Genomic DNA, 23880 nt, shown 5'->3' with positions numbered 1-23880 from the left:
GAGCAGTGTGCTGGAAAGGTTGGCGGTGTGACTGACCTGCTGATCACCGTGCTCCCGGGCGTGGATGTCGTCCCCTCGACGCTGCCGGGGTGACTCGTGGTGAACTCGCGAGGCGACCACCATCAGCCACCGCTGTCCTTCGGGCTGCAGCCCTACGAGGTGTGGGGCACACCCTCACAGAAGGTCATGCTCGACTTCGTGCACCGCCACCGCAGGGCCGTGCGGGAGATCTTCTCCGATCGGGGAGGCTCCCTGACTGAGGACGTGCCGCTTCGAGACGTGCCTGCGTTGCTGGTGCCGACCCGCTCCGGCCCGTTCCCGGCCGTCGTCATCGATGACCTCTGGGTCGGCAACGTCGTCGATGAGCGGGTGCTCGGGCTCCGGTCCGCGATGGTGGACCTGCTCGAGCACGGGGCCGCCCTCGAGGTGCCCGCCCGGCTCTGGGGGTTGCGTGGTAGGGCACGAATCCGGGTGGGGCTGCCGCAACCGGGGGGCATCTTCCCGCCCGGTCCACTGCCGCCACCTCCCCGACTCGTGCTGCCCCGGGGGGCCGTGATCCAGGTCACCGGGGAGGAGGAGCACCAGGAATGGCTGGCCGAGCTGCTGGCCGGGCAGCCCGAGTGCGACGTGGTGGCCGAGCTGTACCGCCTCGGTGCGACGCGCTCCCGCACCGTCGTCGGGGTGAGGGTCCACGAACGGGACGTGGGGAGGTTGTCCGCCGTCTCCAGTGCCCAGCTGATGCCGCTGCTGGAGGCCTGTGCCGATCGAGGGGTGGCGGTGTGCGGCAGGGCCACGGTCAGGGGCAACCGGTTGCGGGCCGAGGTCACGCTCGCCGTCGCCAGGGTCAAGGACCTGGGCGACGACTGGTTGCGACGCCACCTGCCGGATTCGCCGCAGGTGGCGGGAGTCCACCCTCCGGTGCTGCAGCCCACAGGCCCTAGACTCGTGGACATGAATGACAGTCTGCAGCCTCGGATGCGTGTCGGGACCGCTGAGCGGGATGCCGTCCTGGAGGTGCTGAGCCTGGCCTACGCCGACGGTCAGCTCGACCACGAGGAGTTCACGCAGCGTCAGGAGGTCTGCCTGAACGCCAAGTTCGACGACGAACTGGCCACCCTCACCGCCGACCTGCCGGCCGCGCGTGCCGTGATGCCCGCCGTGCAGCCCGCAGCGGCCCCGCTCATCGCCGCCGACGCCCGGTCGGCCCAGGAGATCGCGTTCATGAGCGGCAAGGACATCCACCTCGACGCCCACACCCCCACCGTGACGAGTTTCGCGTTCATGGGTGGCAACGCGATCCACACGGCGGGTGTCATGGGTCCCGGCGTCACCATCGAGATCTCCCTGTCCGCGATGTGGGGAGGGCACGACGTGTTCGTGCCGAAAGGGGTCAGGGTGATCGACCAGTCGGTCAACATCATGGGCGGGGTCGAGATCAAGAAGCGTGCCCGTGGCGACGGTTCCAACGGCACCCTCATCATCCGCGGTTTCAACCTGATGGGCGGCACGACGGTCAAGCTCGACCGGAATCAGGACTGAGCAGCGGTGTCGCAGCGTGGGCGCCGGCGTCAGGGCGCTCGCGTGAGGTGTCGGGCGGGTGCCGCACCCCGGCGAGCAGACCGGTGACCCGTCCCCAGGGGAGCGGGTTCTGGGGTCGGTCGGGTCGGGCGCCATGGCCATCCCGGTAGGTTGCGGAGCACGGCCCAGGGCGCCGCGGTGGCGAGGAAGGCCCGACCGATCCATCGTGGGGTGCGCCACGTGGGGTCCTGCCAGCGATGACGTGTCCACACCAGGAGCGCCGCCATGGCGCAGGGCAGGGCGACGACCAGATAGGCGTTGTCGTGCAGTGCCCGACCCCAGTTCCCGTGGAGGGCCGCATGGACCATTCGCAGCCCGCCGCAGGCAGGGCAGTCGAGATCGGTGACCAGTTTCGTGGGGCAGGTCGGCATGGGTGCCCGCCGGTCGTGGGGATCGGCCACCAGCAGGTAGCCGATCCCGGTCAGGACGCAGGCACCGAGGCCACCCAGCAGCCAGAGGATGCGTCGTCGTTCAGGGGCGAAGCGGCCGACCATTCACGTCGTCCACACTGCCCGAGAACATCAGGATCGCGTCGATGAGGGCCCAGATGCCCAACCCGCCGCAGGTGAGCAGCTGTGCAATCGCGATTCCGGTGTGACCGGTGTAGAAGCGACCAGCCCCGAACCCGCCGGCGAACAGCTGGAGCAGGCCGGCCACCAGCCTGGTCTTGTCCGAGTATGGGCGGCCTGTCGGATCGAAGCCGTAGGGCATGGTGGGGCCAGGTGTGCCGTGCGGGGGGACTGCGCCGTACGGGGAGGTGCCATGGGGCGGGTAAGGAGTGCTCAGGAGGAGAGTGTGCTTCCTCTCGGCCGCAATGGCAAAACAGGGAATGACCCTGATCCGACCCGGGTTGAGCCCTGAGGACTCAACTTCGCCTTGCGTCCGGCCTGTCCGGCTGGCATAGTTGAGTGCAGTCCGCTCAAGGACTGCATCCCACGACGTGAAGAATGAACAACCAGCCCAGGAAACAGGAGCAAACATGGCCCGTGCAGTAGGCATCGACCTCGGTACCACCAACTCGGTCGTCGCTGTCCTCGAGGGCGGCGAGCCCACCGTCATCCCCAACGCCGAGGGCGCCCGCACCACCCCGTCGGTGGTGGCGTTCTCCAACTCCGGTGAGGTCCTGGTCGGCGAGGTCGCGAAGCGCCAGGCCGTCACCAACGTCGACCGCACCATCCGTTCCGTCAAGCGCCACATGGGCACCGACTGGAAGATCGACGTCGACGGCAAGGAGTACCGTCCCCAGCAGATCTCCGCGTTCATCCTGCAGAAGCTGAAGCGGGACGCCGAGGCCTACCTGGGTGAGCAGGTCACCAACGCCGTCATCACGGTCCCGGCCTACTTCTCCGACGCGGAGCGGCAGGCCACCAAGGAGGCCGGGGAGATCGCCGGTCTCGTCGTGGACCGCATCATCAACGAGCCCACGGCGGCCGCCCTGGCCTACGGCCTCGACAAGGGCGACCAGGAGCAGACCGTCCTGGTCTTCGACCTCGGCGGCGGCACCTTCGACGTCTCGCTGCTCGACATCGCCGACGGTGTCTTCGAGGTCAAGGCCACCAATGGTGACAACCGCCTGGGTGGCGACGACTGGGACGCCAAGATCGTCGACTGGCTCGTGACGCAGTTCAAGAACAAGCACGGTGTCGACCTGTCCCAGGACAAGATGGCCCGCCAGCGCCTCCAGGAGGCCGCGGAGCGCGCCAAGATCGAGCTGTCCTCGGCCTCCGAGACCTCCATCAACCTGCCCTACATCACCGCGTCGGCCGCCGGTCCGCTGCACCTCGACGAGAAGCTGACCCGCGCCGAGTTCCAGCGCATGACCCAGGACCTCCTGGACCGCTGCCGCGCACCGTTCAACAACGTGCTCAAGGACGCCAACACCACCGTCGACAAGATCGACCAGGTGCTGCTGGTCGGTGGCTCCACCCGGATGCCCGCCGTCGCCGAGCTGGTGCGTGAGCTGACCGGGGGCAAGGAGCCCAACAAGGGTGTCAACCCCGACGAGGTCGTGGCGCTGGGTGCCTCCCTCCAGGCCGGTGTCCTGAAGGGCGAGGTCAAGGACGTGCTGCTGCTCGACGTCACCCCGCTCAGCCTCGGCATCGAGACCAAGGGTGGCGTGATGACCAAGATCATCGAGCGCAACACCACCATCCCGACGAAGCGTTCCGAGGTGTTCACCACCGCCGAGGACAACCAGCCCGCCGTGATGATCCAGGTCTACCAGGGTGAGCGTGAGTTCGCCCGCGACAACAAGTCGCTCGGCAACTTCGAGCTGACCGGCCTGCTGCCCGCCCCGCGTTCGGTCCCGCAGATCGAGGTCACCTTCGACATCGACGCCAACGGCATCGTCCACGTCCACGCGAAGGACCTGGCGACCGGCAAGGAGCAGTCGATGACCGTCACCGGTGGCTCCGCGCTGGCCAAGGAGGACATCGACCGGATGGTCCGCGACGCCGAGGCCCACGCGGAGGAGGATCGCAAGCGCCGCGAGAGCGTCGAGCGCCGCAACGAGGGCGATGCCCTGGTCTTCCGCACGGAGAAGCTCCTGAACGAGAACTCCGAGTCCATCGACGAGGCCACCAGGACTCCCGTCGTGGAGGCCGTCGACAAGCTGAAGGAGGCCCTGAAGGGCGAGGACGACGACGCCATCAAGGCCGCCATCGACGACCTCAACACCAAGGCCGCCGCGATGGGTCAGGCGATGTACGCCGCAGCCCAGGCGAAGGCCCAGGAGGCGCAGGCCGCTGAGTCCGGCGGTGAGGGCGACGCCGGGGCCGAGGACGACGTCGTGGACGCCGAGATCGTCGAGGACGAGGACAACAAGTGAACGACGAACACACCCCTGACGAGGAGGTGGTGGCCGAGGCCGAGGCGGTTGTCGACGCAGCCGCTTCGGCCCTCGCCGAGGGCGAGCCCACCGAACCCACCGAATCCGACAAGGACTGGGAGGCGCTGGCCGCTGAGCGCACCGCTGACCTGCAGCGTCTCCAGGCCGAGTACGTCAACTACAAGAAGCGCGTCGACCGGGACCGGGCCCTGGCCCGGAGGGCCGGGATCGAGGCCGTGGTCGCCGACCTGATGCCGGTGCTCGACTCGATCACCCTGGCCAAGTCCCACGAGGACCTGGCGGGCGGCTTCAAGGCGGTGGCCGACGAACTGGAGAAGGTCGCGGCCAAGCATGGGCTCGTGGCCTTCGGGGCCGTCGGTGAGCCCTTCGACCCGAACCTCCACGAGGCCCTCATGCAGGTGCCGATGGAGGGGGTCACCGTCACCACGATCTCGCAGGTCATGCAGCAGGGCTACCAGCTGGGTGACCGCGTGATCCGCCCGGCGCGCGTCGCCGTCGCCAATCCGCAAGCCTGAGTTGTCGCATTCGAGGGGCCGACAACCGCGAGACGTCGGCCCCTCGGATGAAGACACGAAGAAAGGGCATGAGTGAGCACCAAGGACTGGATCGAGAAGGACTACTACAAGGTTCTCGGCGTGGACAAGAAGGCCACCGCCGACGAGATCAAGAAGGCCTTCCGCAAGATCGCGCGGGACAACCATCCCGACCAGAACCCGGGCGACAAGAAGGCCGAGGCCAGGTTCAAGGAGGCCTCGGAGGCCAACAGCGTGCTGTCGGATCCCGACAAGCGCAAGGAGTACGACGAGGCGCGCAGCCTCTTCGGGGCCGGTGCCAGGTTCGGGCGTCCCGGGCAGTCCGGTGGCGGTTTCGAGGACCTGTTCCGCAACGCGGGTGGCGACCAGGGCGGACTGGGTGACCTGTTCGGGAACCTGTTCAGCGGCGGTCAGCGTCGCTCCTCCACGCGTGGCCCGCGACGCGGTTCCGACATCGAGGGTGGGGTCAACCTGACCTTCGAGCAGGCCGTCGAGGGCACCACCGTCGCGATGCGCACCGTCTCCGACCAGGCCTGCACCGCGTGCCGGGGGACGGGGGCCAAGGCCGGAACCCTGCCGAAGGTGTGCGTCACCTGTGAGGGCACCGGCATGACCTCCTCGGCTGCCGGTGGGGTGTTCGCGATGAGCGAGCCCTGCCCGGACTGCCGGGGCCGAGGGCTCATCGTCGAGGACCCGTGCCCGGTCTGCGACGGGTCGGGGCGCGGGAAGTCGAGCAAGACGGTCAACGTCCGCATCCCCGCCGGGGTCACCGACGGGCAGCGGATCCGCATCAAGGGCAAGGGCGCACCCGGCCAGAACGGCGGGGCCGCCGGGGACCTGTACGTGGACGTCCACGTGGCTCCCCACAAGCTGTTCGGACAGCAGGGCACCAACCTCACGTTGAACGTCCCGGTCACCTTCGCCGAGGCCTCGCTGGGCGCGGAGATCAAGATCCCCACCCTGGCGGGTCCCAGCGTCAAGCTGAAGATCCCCGCCAACACCCCGAACGGCCGCACGCTCAGGGTGCGCGGCAAGGGGGTGCGCCGCAAGGACGGCACGATGGGTGATCTGCTGGTGACGGTGCAGGTGCAGGTACCGGAGCAGCTGAGCGACGCGGCGAAGGAAGCCCTCAAGGAGTACGCGGAGAAGTCCGGTCAGGAGGACCCGCGCGCCGCCCTGTTCGGAGCCTGAGATGTCGAATCTTCCCCAGAACTTCGACCCCACGGCACCGGTGTTCCCGGTGTCCGTGGCGGCACATCTCGCGGACATGCACCCGCAGACGCTGCGCGGCTACGACCGGCTGGGGCTGGTCGTGCCGCAGCGCACCCGCGGTCGGGGTCGTCGTTACTCACTGCGGGACATCGCGAAGCTCCGCCACATCCAGCACCTCAGCCAGAACGAGGGGATCAACCTGGAGGGCATCCGCCGCATCCTTGACCTGGAAGCCGAGATCGAGGGGCTGAACGCCCAGATCGAGCGGCTGGGTGAGGCGGTGCGTCGCCTCCAGGCGCAGGGCGACACCCGGCTGTTCACCGCCGACTCCAGCGGCGCGGTGCAGCGTGGCCGTGCCAGACGGAGCACGCTGCTGGCCCTGCCCTACCGCTGATCGGGAGCAGGCAGCTCCCACAGGGCCGAGGCCGGGAGTCCGATCAGGCGGTCGGAGATCTGGAATCCCTGTTGGAACATGCCGAGCACCACGCCGCAGCGGAATCGACTCCCCAGTCTGTCGCGCAGGAAGCGCAGTCCCTTGAAGTGCTCCGGTCGGTGGGAGCTGGATGTCTTGACCTCGATGCCGACCGCGGACCCGTCGGCGAGCTCGGCGACGAGGTCGACCTCGATCCCGGTGCGATCCCGGTAGTGGAACAGCTGGAACTGCTCTGTGCTCCAGGACTGCTGTTTCAGCAGCTCGGTGGCGAGAAAGGCCTTGAAGTGGCCTCCCAGGACATCGGCGGTGATCGGCTCGAGCTGCCCGGGAGCCAGCTGGGCCTCATCGATGGCCAAGGTGCCCTCACCGCCTTGGCGGAGGAAGGCCTCTGGGTCTTCCAGGGCAGCGGCCAGCTGCGCGGGAACGTCGAGGGTCACCTGGATGCCGGGGCGTACTTGCAGCAACTGCTGGGCAAGGGTGCTCCTGCCCACCTGTCTGGCCCCCTCGATGACCACGACGGGAAAGGTGTCCAAGTATTCGAGTCCCACCCCCAAGAGGTGGCGTTCAACCAGCTCCGTCACCACTGCAGGATGACTGAGCTCGTAGGTTCGCAACGAGATTTTCGTAGGTTCGCAGTGTCTCTGAGTGAGGTGAGTGGTCGTGAGACGTCGGAAAACCGACGCCTCACGACCACTCTGACGAGGAGGAGCTCAGTCGACGGGCTTGTGGACCCAGACGGCGGCATCGGTGGGCAGCTCACCGTCGAGCTCCGTACTGGCCAGCAGCACCTCACCCTCCGGGAGCGGCACCGGGTCACCGCCGATGTTGACCATCACGCGGATCTCACCGTTGTCGAAGCAGACGACGTGCTCCGGCGCGTCCTCCCAGGTGAGCCGACCCAGCCCCAGCCCGTACTGACGACGCAGCCGCAGCGCGTCGCGGTACATCGTCCAGGTCGACCCCGGCACCCCGACCTGCTGGTCGGCGGCCAGGGCGCGGTAGCTCTCCGGCTGTGGCAGCCAGGTGCGCTCCGACGGCCCGAAGCCCAGCCCCGGGGCGTCGGCCACCCACGGCATCGGGATGCGGCAGCCGTCACGACCCACCTTCTGGTGCTTCGTGCCCTCCCAGATCGGGTCCTGACGCACCCCGTCGGGAACCGTGGTGTGCTCCGGCAACCCCAGCTCCTCACCCTGGTACAGGTAGGCCGAGCCGGGCAGCGCCAGCATCATCAACGTCGCCGCCTTGGCGCGCCTGAGCCCCAGTTCGTTGTCAGGCTGCGGGTCGCGCTCCGAGATGCCCTCGGTGTTCGAGGTCTCGGCCCGACCCAGCCGGGAGGCGTGCCGCACCACGTCGTGATTGCTCATCACCCACGTGGTGGGTGCCCCGACGGCCTCGTTCGCGGCCATCGTCGTGGTGATCACCCTCCGGTAGCTGGAGGCATCCCACGCCGAGGACAGGAAGTCAAAGTTGAAGGCCTGGTGCATCTCGTCGGGACGCACGTAGCGGGCCAGTCGCTCCGGCTTCGGCACCCACGCCTCCGCGACCATCGCACGGTCCCCGTCGTAGCTGTCGAGCACCTTCCGCCAGCGCCGGTAGATGTCGTGGACGCCCTCCTGGTCCCACATCGGGCCCATGTCGCCCTCCATGAACTGGGACTGTTCCACCTCGTCCGGCAGTCCCGCCTCCTTGACCAACGAGTGGGCCACGTCGACGCGGAAGCCGTCGACGCCGAGGTCCAGCCAGTGCCGCAGGATGTCGTCGAATCCCTCGCGCACCAGCTCGGAGTCCCAGTCGAGATCCGGCTGGTGCACGTCGAACATGTGCAGGTACCACTGCTCCCAGGTGCCGTCGGGCCGCTGCAGCCTGGACCATCCAGGACCGCCGAACAACGATTTCCAGTTGTTGGGCGGCAGTTCGCCATCCTCCCCCTTGCCGTCGCGGATCAGGTAGCGTCCCCGCTCCGGTGCGCCCGGCTCGGCGGCGACGGCGGCCTGGAACCACTCGTGGGCATCCGATGTGTGGTTCGGCACCAGGTCGATGAGCACGCGGATGCCCAGCGCGTGGGCCTCGTCGATGAGCCGCTTGGCATCGGCGGTCTGACCGAACAGCGGATCCACCTCGCGGTAGTCGGCGACGTCGTAGCCGGCATCCGCCATGGGGGAGAGGTAGAACGGGCTCAGCCACACCGCATCCACCCCCAACTCCTTGAGGTACGGCAGTTTCGAGATCGCCCCGGGCAGGTCGCCGTAGCCGTCGCCGTTGCTGTCGGCGAAGGAGCGGGGGTAGATCTGGTAGATGACGGCGTCGCGCCACCACTGGGTCTGGGTCATGCCTGGGGTCCTGTCGATTGTCGGATGATGAGGTCGGGGTGGAACAGTAGCTCAGTCCCGTCGAGGGGTTCACCGTCGATGGCCCGCAGCAGTCCCGAGACCGCAGCGTCGCACATCGCCTGGACGGGTTGTCGCACCGTGGTCAGTGCAGGGTCGGTGAAGGCCATCAGCGAGGAGTCGTCGAAGCCGATGACCGAGAGATCGCCGGGCACGGTGAGCCCCTGGGAGCGGGCCTCGCGGATCACACCGAGCGCCATGATGTCGGAGCCGCACACGATGGCGGTGTGACCACTGTCGATGAGTCGACGGGCCGCCAGCTGTCCACCCTCGGCGGTGAAGATGGTGCGAGCCACCGAGTCCTCGGGGAAGCCGAGAGCCAGGAATGCTGCGATCTTGCGCTGCGACGGCACGAAGCGCCTCGGGCCGATGGCCAGGCCGATGCGTTCGTGTCCCAGGGTCTGCAGATGGGCCACCTGGGACCTGATGGCCTCCTCGTCGGAGCAGTTGATGAACCGGGTGCACCGGATGGGGGCGTGACCGTTGATGACCACCATCGGTGCCCCGGTGGCGAGGAACCGTTCATGGGGCTCGGTGCTGGCCTCGGTGTCGGCCGCACCGGAGACCGAGAGCACGCCGTCGACCTCCAGGTCACGGAGTGTGTCGAGGGCGGTCGCCTCACTGGTGCCGGCCGAACCGGCATGGGCGACGACGCATCGTCGGCCGTGCTGGAGCAGCAGGGCGCCGAGCTGCTCGGCGAAGAGCGCGAAGGCCGGATTGGTCAGGTCCGGGACGAAGATCCCGATCAGTCCGGAACGCTGCGGGGTGCGGGTGGGCACGTAGTCCAGCTCGGCGACCGCCCTGAGCACCGCCTCGCGGGTGTCGGCGCTGATGCCCGACTTCCCGCTGAGCACCCTGGAGACCGTCGCGACGGACACGCCGGCGTGGCTGGCCAGGTCCGACATCCGTGGTCGTCCGCTCATCGCCACCTCCGTTGGTCCGGTGTTCCTGAGAAAGTGATGTTATCAAAGAGTTGCAAAATTTTTTCTGCAAGTTGCTGCAAGGGTTGATACAATTTTTTCGCAACCGAAGACGTCGGCGTCGTCGCCGATCCGAACAGGAGTAGATATGCGTAGGAGCCTCCTCGCCCTGGTGGGTGCAGGTCTCAGCCTGGCCCTGGCCGCCTGCGGCTCGGGCACCCCATCCACCACCTCGTCCGGCCCCGCCAGCTCGGCGGCCATGGAGAACAGCGCGCCCGCCGATGCCGGCACGCTCACCGTCTGGGTCGACGAGACCCGCATCGAGGCCTTCAAGGAGGTCGGCGAGGCCTACAAGGCCGAGAGTGGGGTGAGCCTGGACATCGTCCAGAAGCCCTCCCAGGACATCAAGACCGACTTCATCGCCCAGGCCCCCTCCGGCCAGGGTCCTGACCTCATCGTCGGTGCGAACGACTGGATCGGTACTCTTGCCAGCAACGGCATCATCGCCCCGGTCGAGCTGGGCGACAAGGCCGGTGCCTTCTCTGAGCCTGCCGCCAAGGCCTTCACGCACGGTGGCCAGCTGATGGGTGTGCCCTACGCGGTGGAGAACATCGCCCTGGTGCGCAACAACAAGCTGGCCCAGGAGACCCCCGCCACCTTCGACGAGCTGGTCACCCAGGGCACCGAGCTCACCCCCGACTTCCCGGTCCTGATCCAGCAGGGGGACAAGGGAGATGCCTACCACCTGTACCCGATCCAGACCTCCTTCGGCGCCCCGCTGTTCAAGACCGATGACAAGGGCGACTACCTTCTCGAGCTGGGTATGAAGGGTGCCGAGGGTGAGGCCTTCGCGTCTTACGTCAAGAAGCTGGCCGACGCCAAGGTGCTCTCCGCCTCCGTCGGTGGCGACCAGGCCAAGCAGGCCTTCCTCGACGGCCGGTCCGCCTACATCGTGACCGGCCCGTGGTGGGGTAGCGAGTTCGCCAAGGGTGGCATGGACATCACCGTGCTGCCGATCCCCTCGGCCGGTGGCCAGGATGCAGCCCCGTTCGTCGGTGTCCAGGGCGTCTACCTGTCCGCCAAGAGCAACAATGCCCTGCTGGCCAACCAGTTCCTGACCTACCTCGCCGGTGAGGACGCCCAGAAGATGCTCTACGAGGCAGGCGGTCGCGTGCCCGCCGTCGCCTCCGTCGCCAACAACATCGACGACCCGGTCCTCAAGGGCTTCGGCGAGGCCGCCACCAAGGGACACCCGCTGCCCTCCTTCCCCGAGTTGGAAGGCATCTGGCCGCAGTGGGGCGGCGGCGAGCTCGCCATCATCGATGGCTCCGCCGAGCCCGTCGCCGGGTGGCAGCAGATGATCGGCAACATCGAGGAACAGATCACCAAGTGACCCAGTCCTCCTCCGTGGGGGCGGACAACGCCCCCACGGAGGACTGGCTCATTCCAGGGAAGCATCGTGACACGACAGTCTGCAGAGCCGCAGCTCTCCCATGCGCGCGATCTCTCGCGCCCGGGCTTCTACGTCAAGCTCGTCCTCATGGGGCTGGTCAACGCGTTCGGCCTTTACGGCATCATGGCCTCCGCTGCCGCCCAGCAGTGGTGGGTCCTCACCTTCCTCGCGGTCACGTTGCTCGTGGCCGACTACGTCTACTTCTCCAAGCGCGCCATCCCCGCCAAGTACCTGCTTCCGGGGCTGGTCTTCCTCATCGTCTACCAGCTGTACGCGATGGGCTCGACGGCCTTCGTCGCCTTCACCAACTACGGCGACGGCCACAACGACACCAAGCAGGTGGCCATCACCCAGATCGCCAAGACCTCCGACCGCCGCGTCGAGGGCACCGACACCTTCCCCGTCGCCGTGGTGAGGAAGGACGACGTGCTGGGGCTCGCGGTGGTGCGTGACGGCACGGTGCAGGTCGGCACCCAGGACGAGGCCCTGGCCGAGATTGACGGCAGGGCCGAGGGGGACAAGGTCACCGAGGTCTCCGGCTGGCAGGTGCTGTCCTTGGCCGAGGTCAACCAGTACTCCAAGGAGGTGCTGGAGCTGCGTGTCAGCCTCAGCGACGATCCCGACGACGGCTGGTTGCGCACCGACAACGCCACCTTCGCCTACGTGGCGAAGTCCGTGCTGGTCTACGACGAGGCCGCCGACACCTTCACCGACGCCGAGGGCAAGGTCTATGCCGCGGATCCGGAGAAGGGGGCCTTCGTCGCCGAGGACGGGGCCGAGTTGCAGCCCGGCTGGCGGGTGTTCGTCGGCACGAAGAACTTCACGGAGGTCTTCAACGACTCGCGGCTGACCGGGCCGTTCATCAAGATCACCCTGTGGACCTTCGCCTTCGCGATCCTCTCGGTGGCCACCACCTTCGCGCTCGGCCTGGTGCTGGCCGTGGTCTTCAACGACGCCCGCGTCAGAGGACGCACCTTCTACCGCGCCATCTTCCTGCTGCCCTACGCCTTCCCGGCGTTCCTGGCGGCCCTGGTGTGGCGGGGCATGCTGAACAAGGACTTCGGCTTCTTCAACCAGGTGCTGCTCGGTGGGGCAGGCATCGGTTGGCTCTCCGACCCGTGGCTGGCGAAGCTCTCGATCCTGATGGTCAACCTGTGGCTCGGTTTCCCCTACATGTTCCTGGTGTGCACCGGTGCGCTGCAGGCCATTCCGGCCGAGCTCAAGGAGGCCGGGATCATGGATGGTGCCGGGGCGATCAAGCGGTTCTTCCACATCACGCTGCCACTGCTGCTGGTCTCGGTGGCGCCGCTGCTCATCGCGTCGTTCGCGTTCAACTTCAACAACTTCGCGTTGATCTACATGCTGACCGGCGGTGGCCCGAACTTCGCGGGTGCTCCGGTGCTGATCGGGGAGACGGATCTGCTCATCTCGATGGTGTACTCCATCTCCTTCGAGTCCGGTAGCCGTCAGTTCGGCCTGGCCTCGGCGTTGTCGATCCTGATCTTCGTCGTGGTCGGACTCATCTCCTGGCTGGGCTTCCGACAGACCCGCAAACTGGAGGAGGTGCTGTGATGAACGAGAACACTCGGCTCAGAGGATTGCGATGGTGCCTGGAGGTGGGCTGGAAACACCTGTTCGCCGTGGTGATGATGATCTTCTGCATCTTCCCGCTGCTGTACGTGCTGTCGGCCTCCCTCAACCCGGGCGGCACCCTGACCGGCTCCAACCAGCTGTTCAACAACGTGTCCTTCCAGAACTACGTGGAGCTGTTCGGCAAGGACTTCCCGAAGTGGATGATGCGCTCCTTCTACGTCTCCAGCGTCTCGGCCATCGGGACCGTGCTGATGGCCGCCGCCGCGGCCTACGCGTTCAGCCGGTTCCGGTTCACGGGACGTCGATCCGGCCTGACCGCGCTGCTCATCATCCAGATGTTCCCGCAGATGCTGGCCTTCATCGCCATCTACCTGCTGCTGCTGACCCTGCAGGACATCTTCCCCGCCCTCGGGTTGGGCTCACCGCTGGGGCTCATCGCGGTGTACCTCGGTGGGGCGCTCGGGGCCAACACCTTCCTCATGTACGGCTTCTTCAACACCATCCCGAAGGAGCTGGACGAGGCCGCCCGCATCGACGGGGCCACGCACGCCCAGATCTTCTGGGGCGTGATCATGAGGCTGGTCACCCCGATCCTCGCGGTGGTGGGTCTGCTGTCCTTCGTCGGCACCTACGGCGACTTCATCCTCGCCAAGATCGTGCTGCAGCGCCCCGAGGACTACACGCTCGCCGTCGGCCTCTACGTGTGGGCCTCCGATGAGCGCAACGCCTTGTGGTCGCTGTTCGCGGCGGGCGCGGTGGTCGCGGCCATCCCGATCATCCTGCTGTTCATGTACCTGCAGAAGTACATCGTCTCCGGCCTGACCGCCGGGGCCGTCAAGGGCTGATCCGGACCCCTCACGATGGAGGTCACCCCAGGCGGGTGGCCTCCATCGTCGTTGAAATAGAGTTGCCCTCATGACCAACCTCGCCTGGCACGTGGAACGTGTGCTTCCCTCCGTCATCGCCGACCTCCACCAGCTCATCGCCATTCCCTCGGTCTCCTCGATGTGGGAGCACGACGAGGACGTGCTGGCCGCGAGGGATCTCGTGGTGGAGTGGATGCGTGGGCTGGGTGCGGCCGAGGTGAAGACCCTGGAGGCCGGGGGCAAACCGGCGGTGTGGGCGGACTTCCCCGGCCCGGAGGGGACCCCGACGGTGCTGCTCTACGCCCACTACGACGTGCAACCCATCGGGGAGCCGACGGCGTGGACCTCGCCCGCCTTCGACCCGACGGAGCGCGACGGGCGGCTGTTCGCCCGGGGATCGGCCGATGACAAGGGCGGGGCGGCGGTGCACCTCGCCGCACTGCGGGCCTTCGGTGGCAAACCCCCGGTGCATGTCAAGGTGTTCATCGAGGGCGAGGAGGAGATCGGTTCGCCGTCGATGCCCGCGCTGCTGGAGAAGTACCCGGACGAGCTGTCCGCGGACGTGTTCGTCATCGCGGACTCGGTGAACTGGGAGGTCGGGGTGCCGTCGTTCACCACGACGCTCAGGGGTGTGGTGGACTGCGAGGTCACCGTCTCCACGCTGACGCAGGGGCTTCACTCCGGCCAGTTCGGCGGGGTGGTGCCGGATGCGCTCACCGCGCTGTGCCGCCTGCTGGCGAGCCTCCACGACGAGGCGGGCAATGTCGCGATCGAGGGACTGGTCTCCTCGCCCGGCCCGGAGCTGGAGTACCCGGAGGACCGGTTGCAGGAGGAGACGGGGCTGCTGCCGGGGGTGCAGCAGATCGGCGACGGTTCCGTGGTCGAGCGGATGTGGTTCAGGCCGTCGGCCTCCGTCCTGGCCATCGACGCAACGCCGGTCGCGGAGGCCTCCAACACCCTGGTGCCCTCGGCCAGGGCGAAGGTGAGCGTGCGCATCCCGCCGGGCCAGGACCCCCAGGCCGCCGCGGCCGCACTGGAACAGCACCTGCTCGACAACGCCCCGTGGGGGGCGCGGGTGGAGGTCACCGGTGGGCAGTCGGGAGCTCCCGGCACCGTCGCCCTGGAGGATGCCCGCGCCGCCGCGGCGAGGGCGGCCTACGCGGAGGCCTTCGGCACCGAGGTCGTCGAGATGGGCTGTGGTGGGTCGATCCCCATCGTCGCGGAGTTCGCCGAGCGCAACCCGGACGCCCTGGTGCTGGTCACCGCCGTCACGGACCCGACCTCGAGGATGCACGGCATCGACGAGTCGTTGGACCTCGGCGACTTCGCCAAGGCGGCCCTGGCGGAGGCCCTGCTGCTGAGCAGGCTCGGCAGTTGACCGAGCCGTGTGAACGGCGATGATCCCGGTGCAGGGGCCCGGGAGGGCTTCCCTCGTGGGTGAACACCTGTCGGCGGTTCCGGCCTGTTCCCCGGCGACCCCCTGCACGAGGATCATCGTCTCCTCAGCGTACATGGGGACGACTGTTCGGAACAGGCGATAGGCTGAGCCAGTGCTGAGACCGGATGGACGACTCTCGCTGGACCTGGACCCCGTCGATCACGGCCCCAAGGACGCCTGCGGGGTCTTCGGGGTGTTCGCGCCCGCCGAGGACGTGGCCCAGCTCACCTACTACGGGCTCTTCGCGCTCCAGCACCGTGGGCAGGAGTCCGCCGGGATCGCCGTCTCGACGGGGAAGCGGATCACCGTGTTCAAGGACATGGGGCTGGTCAGCCAGGTCTTCGACGAGGCGACACTGAGCTCCCTCAAGGGTCGTCTCGGCATCGGACACACCCGCTACTCCACGACCGGGGCCTCGGTGTGGCACAACGCCCAACCCACCTTCCGCGCCACCCACCACGGCGGGTTCGCGCTGGCCCACAACGGCAACCTCACCAACACCCACGAGCTCCAGGAGTGGCTCCACCAGCTCGACCCGGCACTGCGGGTGCCGGAGAAGAGGACGATGGACTCCACCAATGACACCTCGCTGGTGACCGCCCTGATGTCCGCCTTCGGTGAGGAACCGGTCGAGCAGGTGGCGCTCAAGGTGCTGCCCCGCCTCAAGGGCGCGTTCTGCCTCACCTTCATGAACGAGACCACACTGTTCGCCGCCCGCGACCCGCAGGGGGTGCGCCCGCTCGTGCTCGGCAGGCTCGCCAGCGGCTGGGTGGTGGCCTCCGAGACCGCCGCCCTCGACATCGTCGGGGCCAGTGTCGTCCGAGAGGTCGAGCCCGGCGAGTTCATCGCCATCGACGAGGCCGGGCTGCGCAGCCGACGTTTCGCCGACGCCCAGCGCAAGGGCTGCCTGTTCGAGTACGTCTACCTCGCCCGCCCCGACACCACGATCTCGGGTCGTTCCGTCCACGCCACCCGCGTCGAGATCGGGAGGATGCTGGCCCGTGAGCACCCCGCCCGGGCCGATCTGGTCATCCCCACCCCTGACTCGGGAACCCCGTCGGCGGTCGGCTACGCCGAGGCCTCCGGCATCCCGTTCGGGCTCGGCCTGGTCAAGAACGCCTACGTGGGGCGCACCTTCATCCAACCCAGTCAGACCATCCGCCAGCTCGGTATCCGGTTGAAGCTGAACCCGCTCAAGGAGGTCATCGCGGGCCAACGGCTCGTGGTCGTCGACGACTCCATCGTGCGCGGCAACACCCAGCGCGCCCTGGTGCGGATGCTCCGCGAGGCCGGTGCCAAGGAGGTCCACGTCCGGATCTCCTCCCCACCCGTGGAGTGGCCGTGCTTCTACGGCATCGACTTCGCCACCCGGGCCGAACTCATCGCGCCCGGCCTCACCGTCGATGCGATCTGCCGCTCCATCGGGGCCGATTCGCTGGGCTTCATCTCCTTGGAGGCCCTCACCGAGGCCACCCGTCAACCAGCCGACCAGTTGTGCCGTGCCTGTTTCGACGGTCGGTACCCGATCGACGTGCCGCGCGGTCAGGAGCAGCTGCTCCGTGAGGCCGCGTGTGAAGGGGTCGACGACCTCGACGCCCTCGCCACCACATCCCACCAGGAGGAGAGATGAGCCAGTCCGCCTACGCCGCCGCCGGAGTCGACATCGAGGCGGGCGACCGCGCGGTGGAACTCATGAAGGCCTCCGTCGCCCGTACCCGCCGCCCCGAGGTGCTGGGTGGGCTCGGTGGTTTCGCCGGATTCTTCGACGCCACCACGCTCAAGGACTACCGGCACCCCGTGCTCGCGACCTCCACCGACGGTGTGGGCACCAAGGTGGCGATCGCCCAGGCCCTCGACATCCACGACACCATCGGTTTCGACCTGGTCGGGATGCTGGTCGACGACCTCGTGGTCTGCGGTGCCGAACCACTGTTCGTCACCGACTACATCGCCTGCGGAAAGGTGGTCCCCGAGAGGATCGCCGCCATCGTCTCCGGCATCGCCGAGGCCTGCATCGCGGCGGGCTGCTCCCTGGTCGGGGGTGAGACCGCCGAGCACCCGGGGCTGCTCCAACCGCACGAGTACGACGTCGCAGGCGCGACGACGGGTGTCGTGGAACGCGAGGCCATCCTCGGCCCCGAGCGGATCCGCACCGGCGACGTCGTGCTGGCGATGGCCTCCTCCGGGCTGCACTCCAACGGCTACTCGCTGGTGCGGCACGTGCTGCTCACCCGGGCGGGTTGGGCACTGGAGCGTCACGTCGACGAACTCGGCCGTACCCTCGGTGAGGAACTGCTGACCCCGACCAGGATCTACGCGCTCGACGTGCTGGCACTGATCCGTGAGGTGGAGTGCCACGCCTTCAGCCACATCACCGGCGGGGGGTTGGCGAACAACCTGGCCCGGGTCATCCCGGCCGGGAGGCGTGCCGTGCTGCGCCGTGACTCCTGGAGCCCACCGGCGATCTTCCAGCTGGTGCAACGGGTCGGGGAGGTCTCCCAGCGCGACATCGAGGCCACCTTGAACATGGGGGTCGGCATGGTGGCGGTGCTGCCGGAGCACGGTGTCGATGCGGCCCGTTCCCTGCTCGAGAACCGGGGCGTGACGTCCTGGGTGCTCGGGCACGTCGAGGACCACGACGGTGAGGGCTCAGCCGTCCTGGTCTGAGGCGGCGTGCCAGGCCAGCACCGTCTCCAGCAGCTCGGGGGCATGGGCGCTCTGCGCCCCGAACCGGGCGTTGACCTCGATCACCAGGGGCGTGCCGTCGTCACGACGGCGGATGTCCAGGTCGGCCGGCCCCACCAGCCCGAGCGCCCGGACGGCCGCCGTCGCCACCTCGGCGACATCGGGTGCCTCGACGCGACGGACCGCGTCCGCGTTGCCCACCAGACCTGAACGGAGCTGTGTCTTCTCCAGCACGACGCACACGTCGTTGCCGATGCCTTGAACCACCTGGACGCAGTACTCGGTGCCGGGCGCGAACTCGCTCAGCAGTATCCCCTCCTGACGGGGGACGTCGGTGATCGCGTCGTGGAGCACCACACCGCGGCCACCCCGGGAGACCCGCGGCTTGCTCAGCACCGGGAGCCCGAGCGGTGCGATGTCGGAGTCCAGGGCCTGTTCGGCACGGACGGTGGCCGGCACCGGGACCCCCGCGGCGGCGAGGTGCTGCCCCGTCAGCCACTTGTCGTGAGCGATCTCGATCCCTTCCAGGGGCGAGATCAGTGTGCCGGGTGGGGGACTCGCGGCGACGAGTGGAAGTTCCTCCTGGACGGTGGGGATCAGCAGGGTGACGTGGTGGGTCGCCATGAGCTCCACGAGCTCGGTCAGGTGATCGGGATCACGGGCGGGCAGGGCCCTGAGGACGGTGATCCCATCGGTCCTGGGGGACGGGTCCATGTCACAGCCGAGAGCCGGGAGGCCCCGCGTGGACAACTGGTCGAGCAGGGAACGGCCGGCCGGACCGCAGGCACCGGTGACGAGGATGCGGCTCACAGGATCCCCCCGAACAGTGGCAGCCGGATCACCTCGAAGCCCTCGGCGTCGTCCATCCGGGCCTGGCGGCCACGGAACGTCGCGACTCCCTGCAGCACCGAGGTGGTCATGTAGGGCTTCTCGGACTGGTCCCGGTGCAGCTCGACGGCCATCTGCTTGGTGTCCAGGTAGCCGGAGACGTCGACGTAGGCCTGGGGGCAGAACGCCGGGGTGGCCGAGGGTGACTCGTAGCAGATGATCGCCGGATGGTTGCGGGCGGCCCGTCGTGTCGCCCAGTGGACCGCGACGTGGTCCTGGTGCTGGTCGTTGGCGGAGTGCGTGAGGATGAGGTCCGGGTGGTGTCGGGCGATGGCCGTCTCGATGAGACCGATCATCACGTTGCTGCTCTCCGCCAGGTGGGTGTCGGGCAGGTCGTGGAGCTCGCAGGAGGTCAGCCCCAGGAACCGGGCGCCGTTCCTCGCCTCACCGGGGCGGATGCTCGCGTCGCCGCCGACGGCACCGTGGGTCATGACCAGGGCGTGGACCCGGTGACCGTTGTCGACGAGCCGGGCCAGGGTTCCGGAGCAGGCCAGTTCGAGATCGTCCGGATGGGCACCGATGGCCAGCACGATCCGGGACGGATCCTGGCGGCAGGAGGGGTGCCGGAAGTGCCAGGTCAGGGCGGCGATGGCCGCCAGGGAGGCGATGGAGAAGGACTGGATCAGTGTGTGGACGGCACCCGGCGGGGTGGACAGGCAGGCCAGGTTGGCGGGGATCATGACACCGGCCGAGACGATGACGAACCGGTACAGCAGGCGGTACTGGCTGATGCGACGGCTCAGGCTGACCTTCGCCAGGGCGTAGAGGAACACGGCCAGGGTGTGCAGGGAGATCAGCACGAGGGGGACGAAGGAGTCCGGCACGGTGTGCTCCTTTCAGGGGGCGAGCGGGAGAGTGGTTGGGGCAGCGAGGACTTCGGACCGTGGTGGGGGTTCGACGCCGACCTCGAAGTCGAGGGGGTCCTCCTTGGCGGTGCGGTTGCGGACCCCGGTGCGTTCGAGCTTGTTCCAGCTCGACGTCGTGCCCCTGAACTCCGCCCAGATGGCGCGTGCGGTGGCGGCCGAGAGGAACAGGCCGAGGGGGAGCCACAGCGGGAGCACGATGAGCAGGGGGATGTTGTGCCAGGCACGGTCCAGCACCAGAGCGATCACCGCTGCGGCGAGGGAGACCTCGAGGCCGAGCAGGAGGACCACCGCCCACCAGGACGTGATCTGGAGCTCGCCGGTGGCGATGACCGCGACGAGCAGCACGACGGCGATGAGCTGCAGCACCGGGGCCACCAGCATGGAGGCCAGGTTGAGCGGCAGGTACCAGTCGAAACGGCTGCGGGGCAGCCGCAGGGCCCGGTGCGCGTGGAACCGTGCGGTCTGGATGAGGCCGCGCTGCCACCGGACCCGTTGCTTCCACAGGCCTTTCAGGGTGGAGGGCACCTCGGCCAGGACGAGGGCACGTGGGGCGAACTCGACGTCGTACCCGGCGAACTGGACGCGCCACGTCAGTTCGAGGTCCTCCCCGAGGGTGTCGGTGCGGAAACCGCCCACCTCACGCACCACGTGGGCGAGGAAGGCCCCCGAGTTGCCGGAGACGATGGGCAGGATCCCGAGCAGGGCGAGGGCACGTCGGGTCAGCCCGGTGCCGACGTGGGTCATCAGGGCGAGCAGACGGGTCAGGGGACCGGTGACGTTGATCGGTTGGTCGTTGCCGCAGACCGCCCCGACGCCCCGGTGCCGGAAACCGGCCAGCAGGCGGGGAATGGTGGTGCGGGTGAACAGGCCGTCGGCGTCGACGAACAGGAACACCTCGCCGTCGGCGACCTCGATGCCGGCGTTGAGGGCGGATCCCTTGCCGCCGTTGGGTTTGTCGATGAGCACGACCCGGGGGTCCTGGGCGAAGGACTGCATGACCTCCCAGGTGTTGTCGGTGGAGCCGTCGTTGACGACGACCACCTGGAGGTTCGGGTATCCGGAATCGAGCACGGAGGCCACGGAGGCGTGGAGCACCACGCCTTCGTTGTAGGCGGGGATGATGACGCTGACCCTGACCCCTCGGTACAGCACGCCGGGGGAGTGCTGTCGGAACTCGAAGAGGACGGCGAACGGGTACCACACCCAGTGGATGAGGCCGAGCAGCAGCCCGGGCAGTGCCACGACGGCGAGTGCCGTCATGAGCGGGCTCATCGGAGTGCATCCATCGGGAGGGCCCGCATCGGCAGGCGGGGGCGGGTCCATCCCAGGGTCAGCAGCACCAGTTGCGCCACGATGCAGATGGCGCTGAGGACCGGGGCCCACCGGAGCAGTAGCTCCGGTGCCGCCGGGAGCAGGCAGGAGATGTTGGCCACCGCACCGAGGTGTGAGCTGGCGTAGCAGAACAGCTGCACCTTCCGGAAGCTGCGCAGGCGGTGGCGGAGGTGGAGCTCGGTCCGGGTGAGGGCGAACGCCGAGGCCACGAACATCACCGTGCACACAACGTGGTGCATCTGGTCACCCCCTCCGGGAATCCACTGCCGAACCGATTTCGACGAGGTGAATCTAGACAGCTTGGCAAGGGCTTGTTGCCGCCTCGGGGTCATCCATTTGGACGTTGCGGGCGTTTCAAGACGTATGCCCTTGTCGCGTCGATGGAAAGCGTGTCATCCAGATGGCGAGGGGCCGTCGTGCACCGGGTGGCCCGCACCAGATGCCAACGGTCGAGGCCCCTGGGACGTCCCAGGGGCCTCGACCGTTGGGGGTCTCCCGATCAGTCGGGAGGTGAGGGCTCAGAGCGCGTCGATCACCTGGTTGAAGGTGGGGCTCGGGCGCATCACCGCACTGGTCCTGGTTTCGTCGGGACGGTAGTAGCCGCCGATGTCGGCGGGCTTGCCCTGCACCCCGATCAGCTCGGCGAGGATGGCTTCCTCGCCGTCGACCAGTGCCTGCGCCACCGGTGCGAAGGCTGCGGCCAGCTCCTCGTCGTCGCCCTGGGCGGCCAGCTCCTCGGCCCAGTGACGGGCCAGCCAGTAGTGGGATCCCCGGTTGTCGATGCCGCCCAACCGCCTGGTGGGGGAGCGGTCCTCGGTCAGGAACCTGCCGTTCGCGCGGTCCAGCGTCGCGGCCAGCACCGCCGCCTTCTGGTTGCCCTCCGTCGTCGCCAGGTGCTCCAGCGACGCGGCCAGGGCCAGGAACTCCCCCAGGGAGTCCCAGCGCAGGTAGTTCTCGGCGACGAGCTGCTGCACGTGCTTGGGTGCCGAGCCGCCGGCACCGGTCTCGAACAGGCCACCGCCGGACATGAGCGGCACGATGGACAGCATCTTCGCCGAGGTGCCGAGCTCCAGGATCGGGAACAGGTCGGTCAGGTAGTCACGCAGCACGTTGCCGGTGACCGAGATGGTGTTCTCCCCCCGTCGGATCCGCTCCACGGAGAACCTGGTGGCCTCGACGGGGGAGAGGACGTGGATCTCCAGGCCGGTGGTGTCGTGATCGGCCAGGTACTGCTCCACCTTCGCCTTCAGGTTGCGGTCGTGGGCGCGTTCCTCGTCGAGCCAGAACACCGCGGGCCAGCCGGTGGCGCGGGCGCGCGTGACGGCCAGCCTCACCCAGTCCCGGATCGGGGCGTCCTTGGTCTGGCAGGCCCGCCAGATGTCCCCGGCGGCGACGTCGTGGCTGAGCAGCACCGTCCCTGCGGTGTCCACCACCTCGACGCGGCCGTCCTGCGTGATCTCGAAGGTCTTGTCGTGGGAGCCGTACTCCTCGGCCTTCTGGGCCATGAGACCGACGTTGGGAACGGTGCCCATCGTCGTCGGGTCGTAGGCGCCGTGGGCCTTGCAGTCGTCGATGACGGCCTGGTAGACCCCGGCGTAGGAGGAGTCGGGCAGCACGGCCAGGGTGTCGGCCTCCTGGCCGTCGGGCCCCCACATGTGGCCCGAGGCACGGATCATCGCGGGCATCGAGGCGTCGACGATGACGTCGGAGGGCACGTGCAGGCCGGTGATCCCCTTGTCGGAGTTCACCATGGCCAGGGCGGGTCCGTCGGCCAGGGCGGCATCGAAGGCGGCCCTGATCTCGGCCCCGTTGTCCAGGTCGTCGAGTCCGGCGAGGATGGCCCCCAGTCCGTCGTTGGCCGACAGTCCGGCCGCCTCCAGCTCGGCACCGTGACGCTCGAAGACGGGAGCGAAGAAGGCCTTGATGACGTGGCCGAAGATGATGGGATCGGAGACCTTCATCATGGTGGCCTTGAGGTGGACGGAGAACAGCACCCCCTCCTCCTTGGCGCGGCGCACCTGCTCGGTCAGGAACTCGTCGAGGGCCCTGGCGCGCATCACGGTGGCGTCGACGACCTCGCCGGCCAGCACCTGCAGTCCGGTCCTCAGGGGGGTCTCGGTGCCGTCGGTGGCGATGTGGCGGATGGTGAGGACGTCATCGGTCGGCATCACCACGGAGGTCTCGTTGTGGCGGAAGTCGTCCGAGGTCATCGTCGCCACGTCGGTGCGCGACTCGGGGGACCAGACCCCCATCCGGTGCGGATTGGTGCGCGCGTAGTTCTTCACCGACTCCGGTGCCCGTCGATCCGAGTTGCCCTCCCGCAGCACCGGGTTGACGGCGGACCCCTTGACCCGGTCGTAGCGGGCCCGGATGTCTCGTTCCTCGTCGCTCCGCGGGTCCTCCGGGTAGTCCGGCAGGGCGAATCCTCGGGCCTGCAGCTCGGCGATGGCGGCCTTGAGCTGCGGGACCGAGGCGGAGATGTTCGGCAGCTTGATGATGTTGGCCCCGGGGGTCCTCGCCAGTTCACCCAGCTCGGCCAGGGCGTCGGCCACCTGCTGCTCGGCGGGGAGCACGTCGGCGAACTGGGCGAGGAGGCGCCCGGCCAGGGAGATGTCACGGGTCTCCACATCCACCCCGGCCAGTTTCCCGTACGCCTGGATCACGGGCAGCAGGGAGTGGGTGGCCAGCAGGGGGGCCTCGTCGGTGAGGGTGTAGATGATCGTGCCCATCGGGTCTCCTAGTGGTTTCGACAGTCGGCGTGCTCAGCCTACCGGGGGTGAGGAGGGCGTGCTTTGAGCTACCCGGCTTGCTCCGGTATCCTCGTCGTCACGAGACAACTGACAGATTC

Annotated in this window: 21 protein-coding genes; 11 read left to right on the top strand and 10 right to left on the bottom strand. The window is 68.2% G+C overall.

Annotated features, from left to right (window positions below; all coding sequences use genetic code 11):
• Positions 1-99: 99 nt before the first annotated feature.
• Positions 100-1539, top strand: coding sequence for a DUF1707 SHOCT-like domain-containing protein (locus tag EII34_RS13000; RefSeq protein WP_124845594.1), 1440 nt, complete (start codon positions 100-102; stop codon positions 1537-1539).
• A gap of 29 nt (positions 1540-1568) precedes the next feature.
• On the opposite strand, the gene EII34_RS12995 is transcribed toward EII34_RS13000, so the two are convergent.
• Complete coding sequence (locus EII34_RS12995) at positions 1569-2072, bottom strand: DUF2752 domain-containing protein (RefSeq protein ID WP_124845593.1); 504 nt, start codon at positions 2070-2072, stop codon at positions 1569-1571.
• Positions 2050-2289, bottom strand: coding sequence for a TM2 domain-containing protein (locus tag EII34_RS16310; protein WP_221620303.1), 240 nt, complete (start codon positions 2287-2289; stop codon positions 2050-2052). Before EII34_RS16310 ends, EII34_RS12995 begins: the two co-directional genes overlap by 23 nt.
• Positions 2290-2557: 268 nt before the next feature.
• Between EII34_RS16310 and dnaK the strand changes: the two genes are divergently transcribed.
• The 4 genes from dnaK to EII34_RS12970 all read left to right on the top strand — a co-directional run bounded on the left by dnaK (position 2558) and on the right by EII34_RS12970 (position 6565).
• Complete coding sequence (gene dnaK / locus EII34_RS12985; protein ID WP_124845591.1) at positions 2558-4405, top strand: molecular chaperone DnaK; 1848 nt, start codon at positions 2558-2560, stop codon at positions 4403-4405.
• The gene (locus EII34_RS12980) at positions 4402-4941 is read left to right on the top strand and encodes a nucleotide exchange factor GrpE (protein WP_124845590.1); all 540 of its coding nucleotides are present in this window, start codon (positions 4402-4404) and stop codon (positions 4939-4941) included. Before dnaK ends, EII34_RS12980 begins: the two co-directional genes overlap by 4 nt.
• A gap of 72 nt (positions 4942-5013) precedes the next feature.
• Positions 5014-6150 carry a molecular chaperone DnaJ gene (gene dnaJ / locus EII34_RS12975; RefSeq protein WP_124845589.1) on the top strand — a complete coding sequence of 379 codons (1137 nt, stop codon included), beginning with the start codon at positions 5014-5016 and terminating at the stop codon, positions 6148-6150.
• Between the two features lies 1 nt (position 6151).
• Positions 6152-6565: a heat shock protein transcriptional repressor HspR gene (locus tag EII34_RS12970; RefSeq protein WP_124845588.1), complete on the top strand. Its 414-nt coding sequence runs from the start codon at positions 6152-6154 to the stop codon at positions 6563-6565.
• On the opposite strand, the gene EII34_RS12965 is transcribed toward EII34_RS12970, so the two are convergent.
• From EII34_RS12965 to EII34_RS12955, 3 genes are all read right to left on the bottom strand, one after another.
• Complete coding sequence (locus EII34_RS12965) at positions 6556-7185, bottom strand: DUF4143 domain-containing protein (protein WP_124845587.1); 630 nt, start codon at positions 7183-7185, stop codon at positions 6556-6558. The genes EII34_RS12970 and EII34_RS12965 overlap by 10 nt on opposite strands.
• A gap of 129 nt (positions 7186-7314) precedes the next feature.
• Positions 7315-8934 (bottom strand): glycoside hydrolase family 13 protein, encoded by a 1620-nt coding sequence (locus tag EII34_RS12960; RefSeq protein WP_124845586.1) that lies wholly within the window; start codon positions 8932-8934, stop codon positions 7315-7317.
• Positions 8931-9914 (bottom strand): LacI family DNA-binding transcriptional regulator, encoded by a 984-nt coding sequence (locus tag EII34_RS12955; protein ID WP_124845585.1) that lies wholly within the window; start codon positions 9912-9914, stop codon positions 8931-8933. Before EII34_RS12955 ends, EII34_RS12960 begins: the two co-directional genes overlap by 4 nt.
• A 145-nt stretch (positions 9915-10059) precedes the next feature.
• Here EII34_RS12955 and EII34_RS12950 point away from each other — a divergent pair, with 145 nt between their 5' ends.
• The 6 genes from EII34_RS12950 to purM all read left to right on the top strand — a co-directional run bounded on the left by EII34_RS12950 (position 10060) and on the right by purM (position 17928).
• Positions 10060-11304 (top strand): sugar ABC transporter substrate-binding protein, encoded by a 1245-nt coding sequence (locus EII34_RS12950; RefSeq protein WP_124845584.1) that lies wholly within the window; start codon positions 10060-10062, stop codon positions 11302-11304.
• Between the two features lie 66 nt (positions 11305-11370).
• Entirely contained in the window at positions 11371-12936 is a 1566-nt protein-coding gene (locus tag EII34_RS12945; RefSeq protein WP_221620302.1) for an ABC transporter permease subunit, read from the top strand.
• Entirely contained in the window at positions 12936-13802 is an 867-nt protein-coding gene (locus EII34_RS12940) for a sugar ABC transporter permease (protein ID WP_124845583.1), read from the top strand. The genes EII34_RS12945 and EII34_RS12940 overlap by 1 nt, the downstream gene beginning before the upstream one ends.
• A 70-nt stretch (positions 13803-13872) precedes the next feature.
• Positions 13873-15201, top strand: a complete 1329-nt coding sequence (locus tag EII34_RS12935; protein ID WP_124845582.1) for a dipeptidase — start codon at positions 13873-13875, stop codon at positions 15199-15201.
• Positions 15202-15373: 172 nt separating this feature from the next.
• Positions 15374-16891, top strand: a complete 1518-nt coding sequence (gene purF, locus EII34_RS12930) for an amidophosphoribosyltransferase (protein ID WP_124845581.1) — start codon at positions 15374-15376, stop codon at positions 16889-16891.
• Positions 16888-17928 carry a phosphoribosylformylglycinamidine cyclo-ligase gene (gene purM / locus EII34_RS12925; protein ID WP_124845580.1) on the top strand — a complete coding sequence of 347 codons (1041 nt, stop codon included), beginning with the start codon at positions 16888-16890 and terminating at the stop codon, positions 17926-17928. The genes purF and purM overlap by 4 nt, the downstream gene beginning before the upstream one ends.
• Here purM and EII34_RS12920 read toward each other — a convergent pair.
• The 5 genes from EII34_RS12920 to EII34_RS12900 all read right to left on the bottom strand — a co-directional run bounded on the left by EII34_RS12920 (position 17911) and on the right by EII34_RS12900 (position 23761).
• Complete coding sequence (locus EII34_RS12920) at positions 17911-18756, bottom strand: ATP-grasp domain-containing protein (RefSeq protein WP_221620301.1); 846 nt, start codon at positions 18754-18756, stop codon at positions 17911-17913. The two genes, purM and EII34_RS12920, sit on opposite strands and share 18 nt — an antisense overlap.
• On the bottom strand, positions 18753-19658 hold the full coding sequence (locus tag EII34_RS12915) for a PIG-L deacetylase family protein (protein WP_124845579.1): 906 nt from the start codon (positions 19656-19658) through the stop codon (positions 18753-18755). Before EII34_RS12915 ends, EII34_RS12920 begins: the two co-directional genes overlap by 4 nt.
• Positions 19659-19670: 12 nt before the next feature.
• On the bottom strand, positions 19671-20972 hold the full coding sequence (locus EII34_RS12910; protein ID WP_124845578.1) for a glycosyltransferase family 2 protein: 1302 nt from the start codon (positions 20970-20972) through the stop codon (positions 19671-19673).
• A complete protein-coding gene (locus EII34_RS12905) occupies positions 20969-21271 on the bottom strand; it encodes a hypothetical protein (protein WP_124845577.1) in 303 nt (100 codons plus the stop codon). The genes EII34_RS12910 and EII34_RS12905 overlap by 4 nt, the downstream gene beginning before the upstream one ends.
• 279 nt (positions 21272-21550) lie before the next feature.
• A complete protein-coding gene (locus EII34_RS12900) occupies positions 21551-23761 on the bottom strand; it encodes an NADP-dependent isocitrate dehydrogenase (protein WP_124845576.1) in 2211 nt (736 codons plus the stop codon).
• Positions 23762-23880: the final 119 nt, after the last annotated feature.

This window comes from Arachnia propionica, assembly GCF_003859805.1.
Lineage (GTDB): Bacteria > Actinomycetota > Actinomycetes > Propionibacteriales > Propionibacteriaceae > Arachnia > Arachnia propionica_C.
This window is presented reverse-complemented; position numbering and strand designations above follow the sequence as displayed.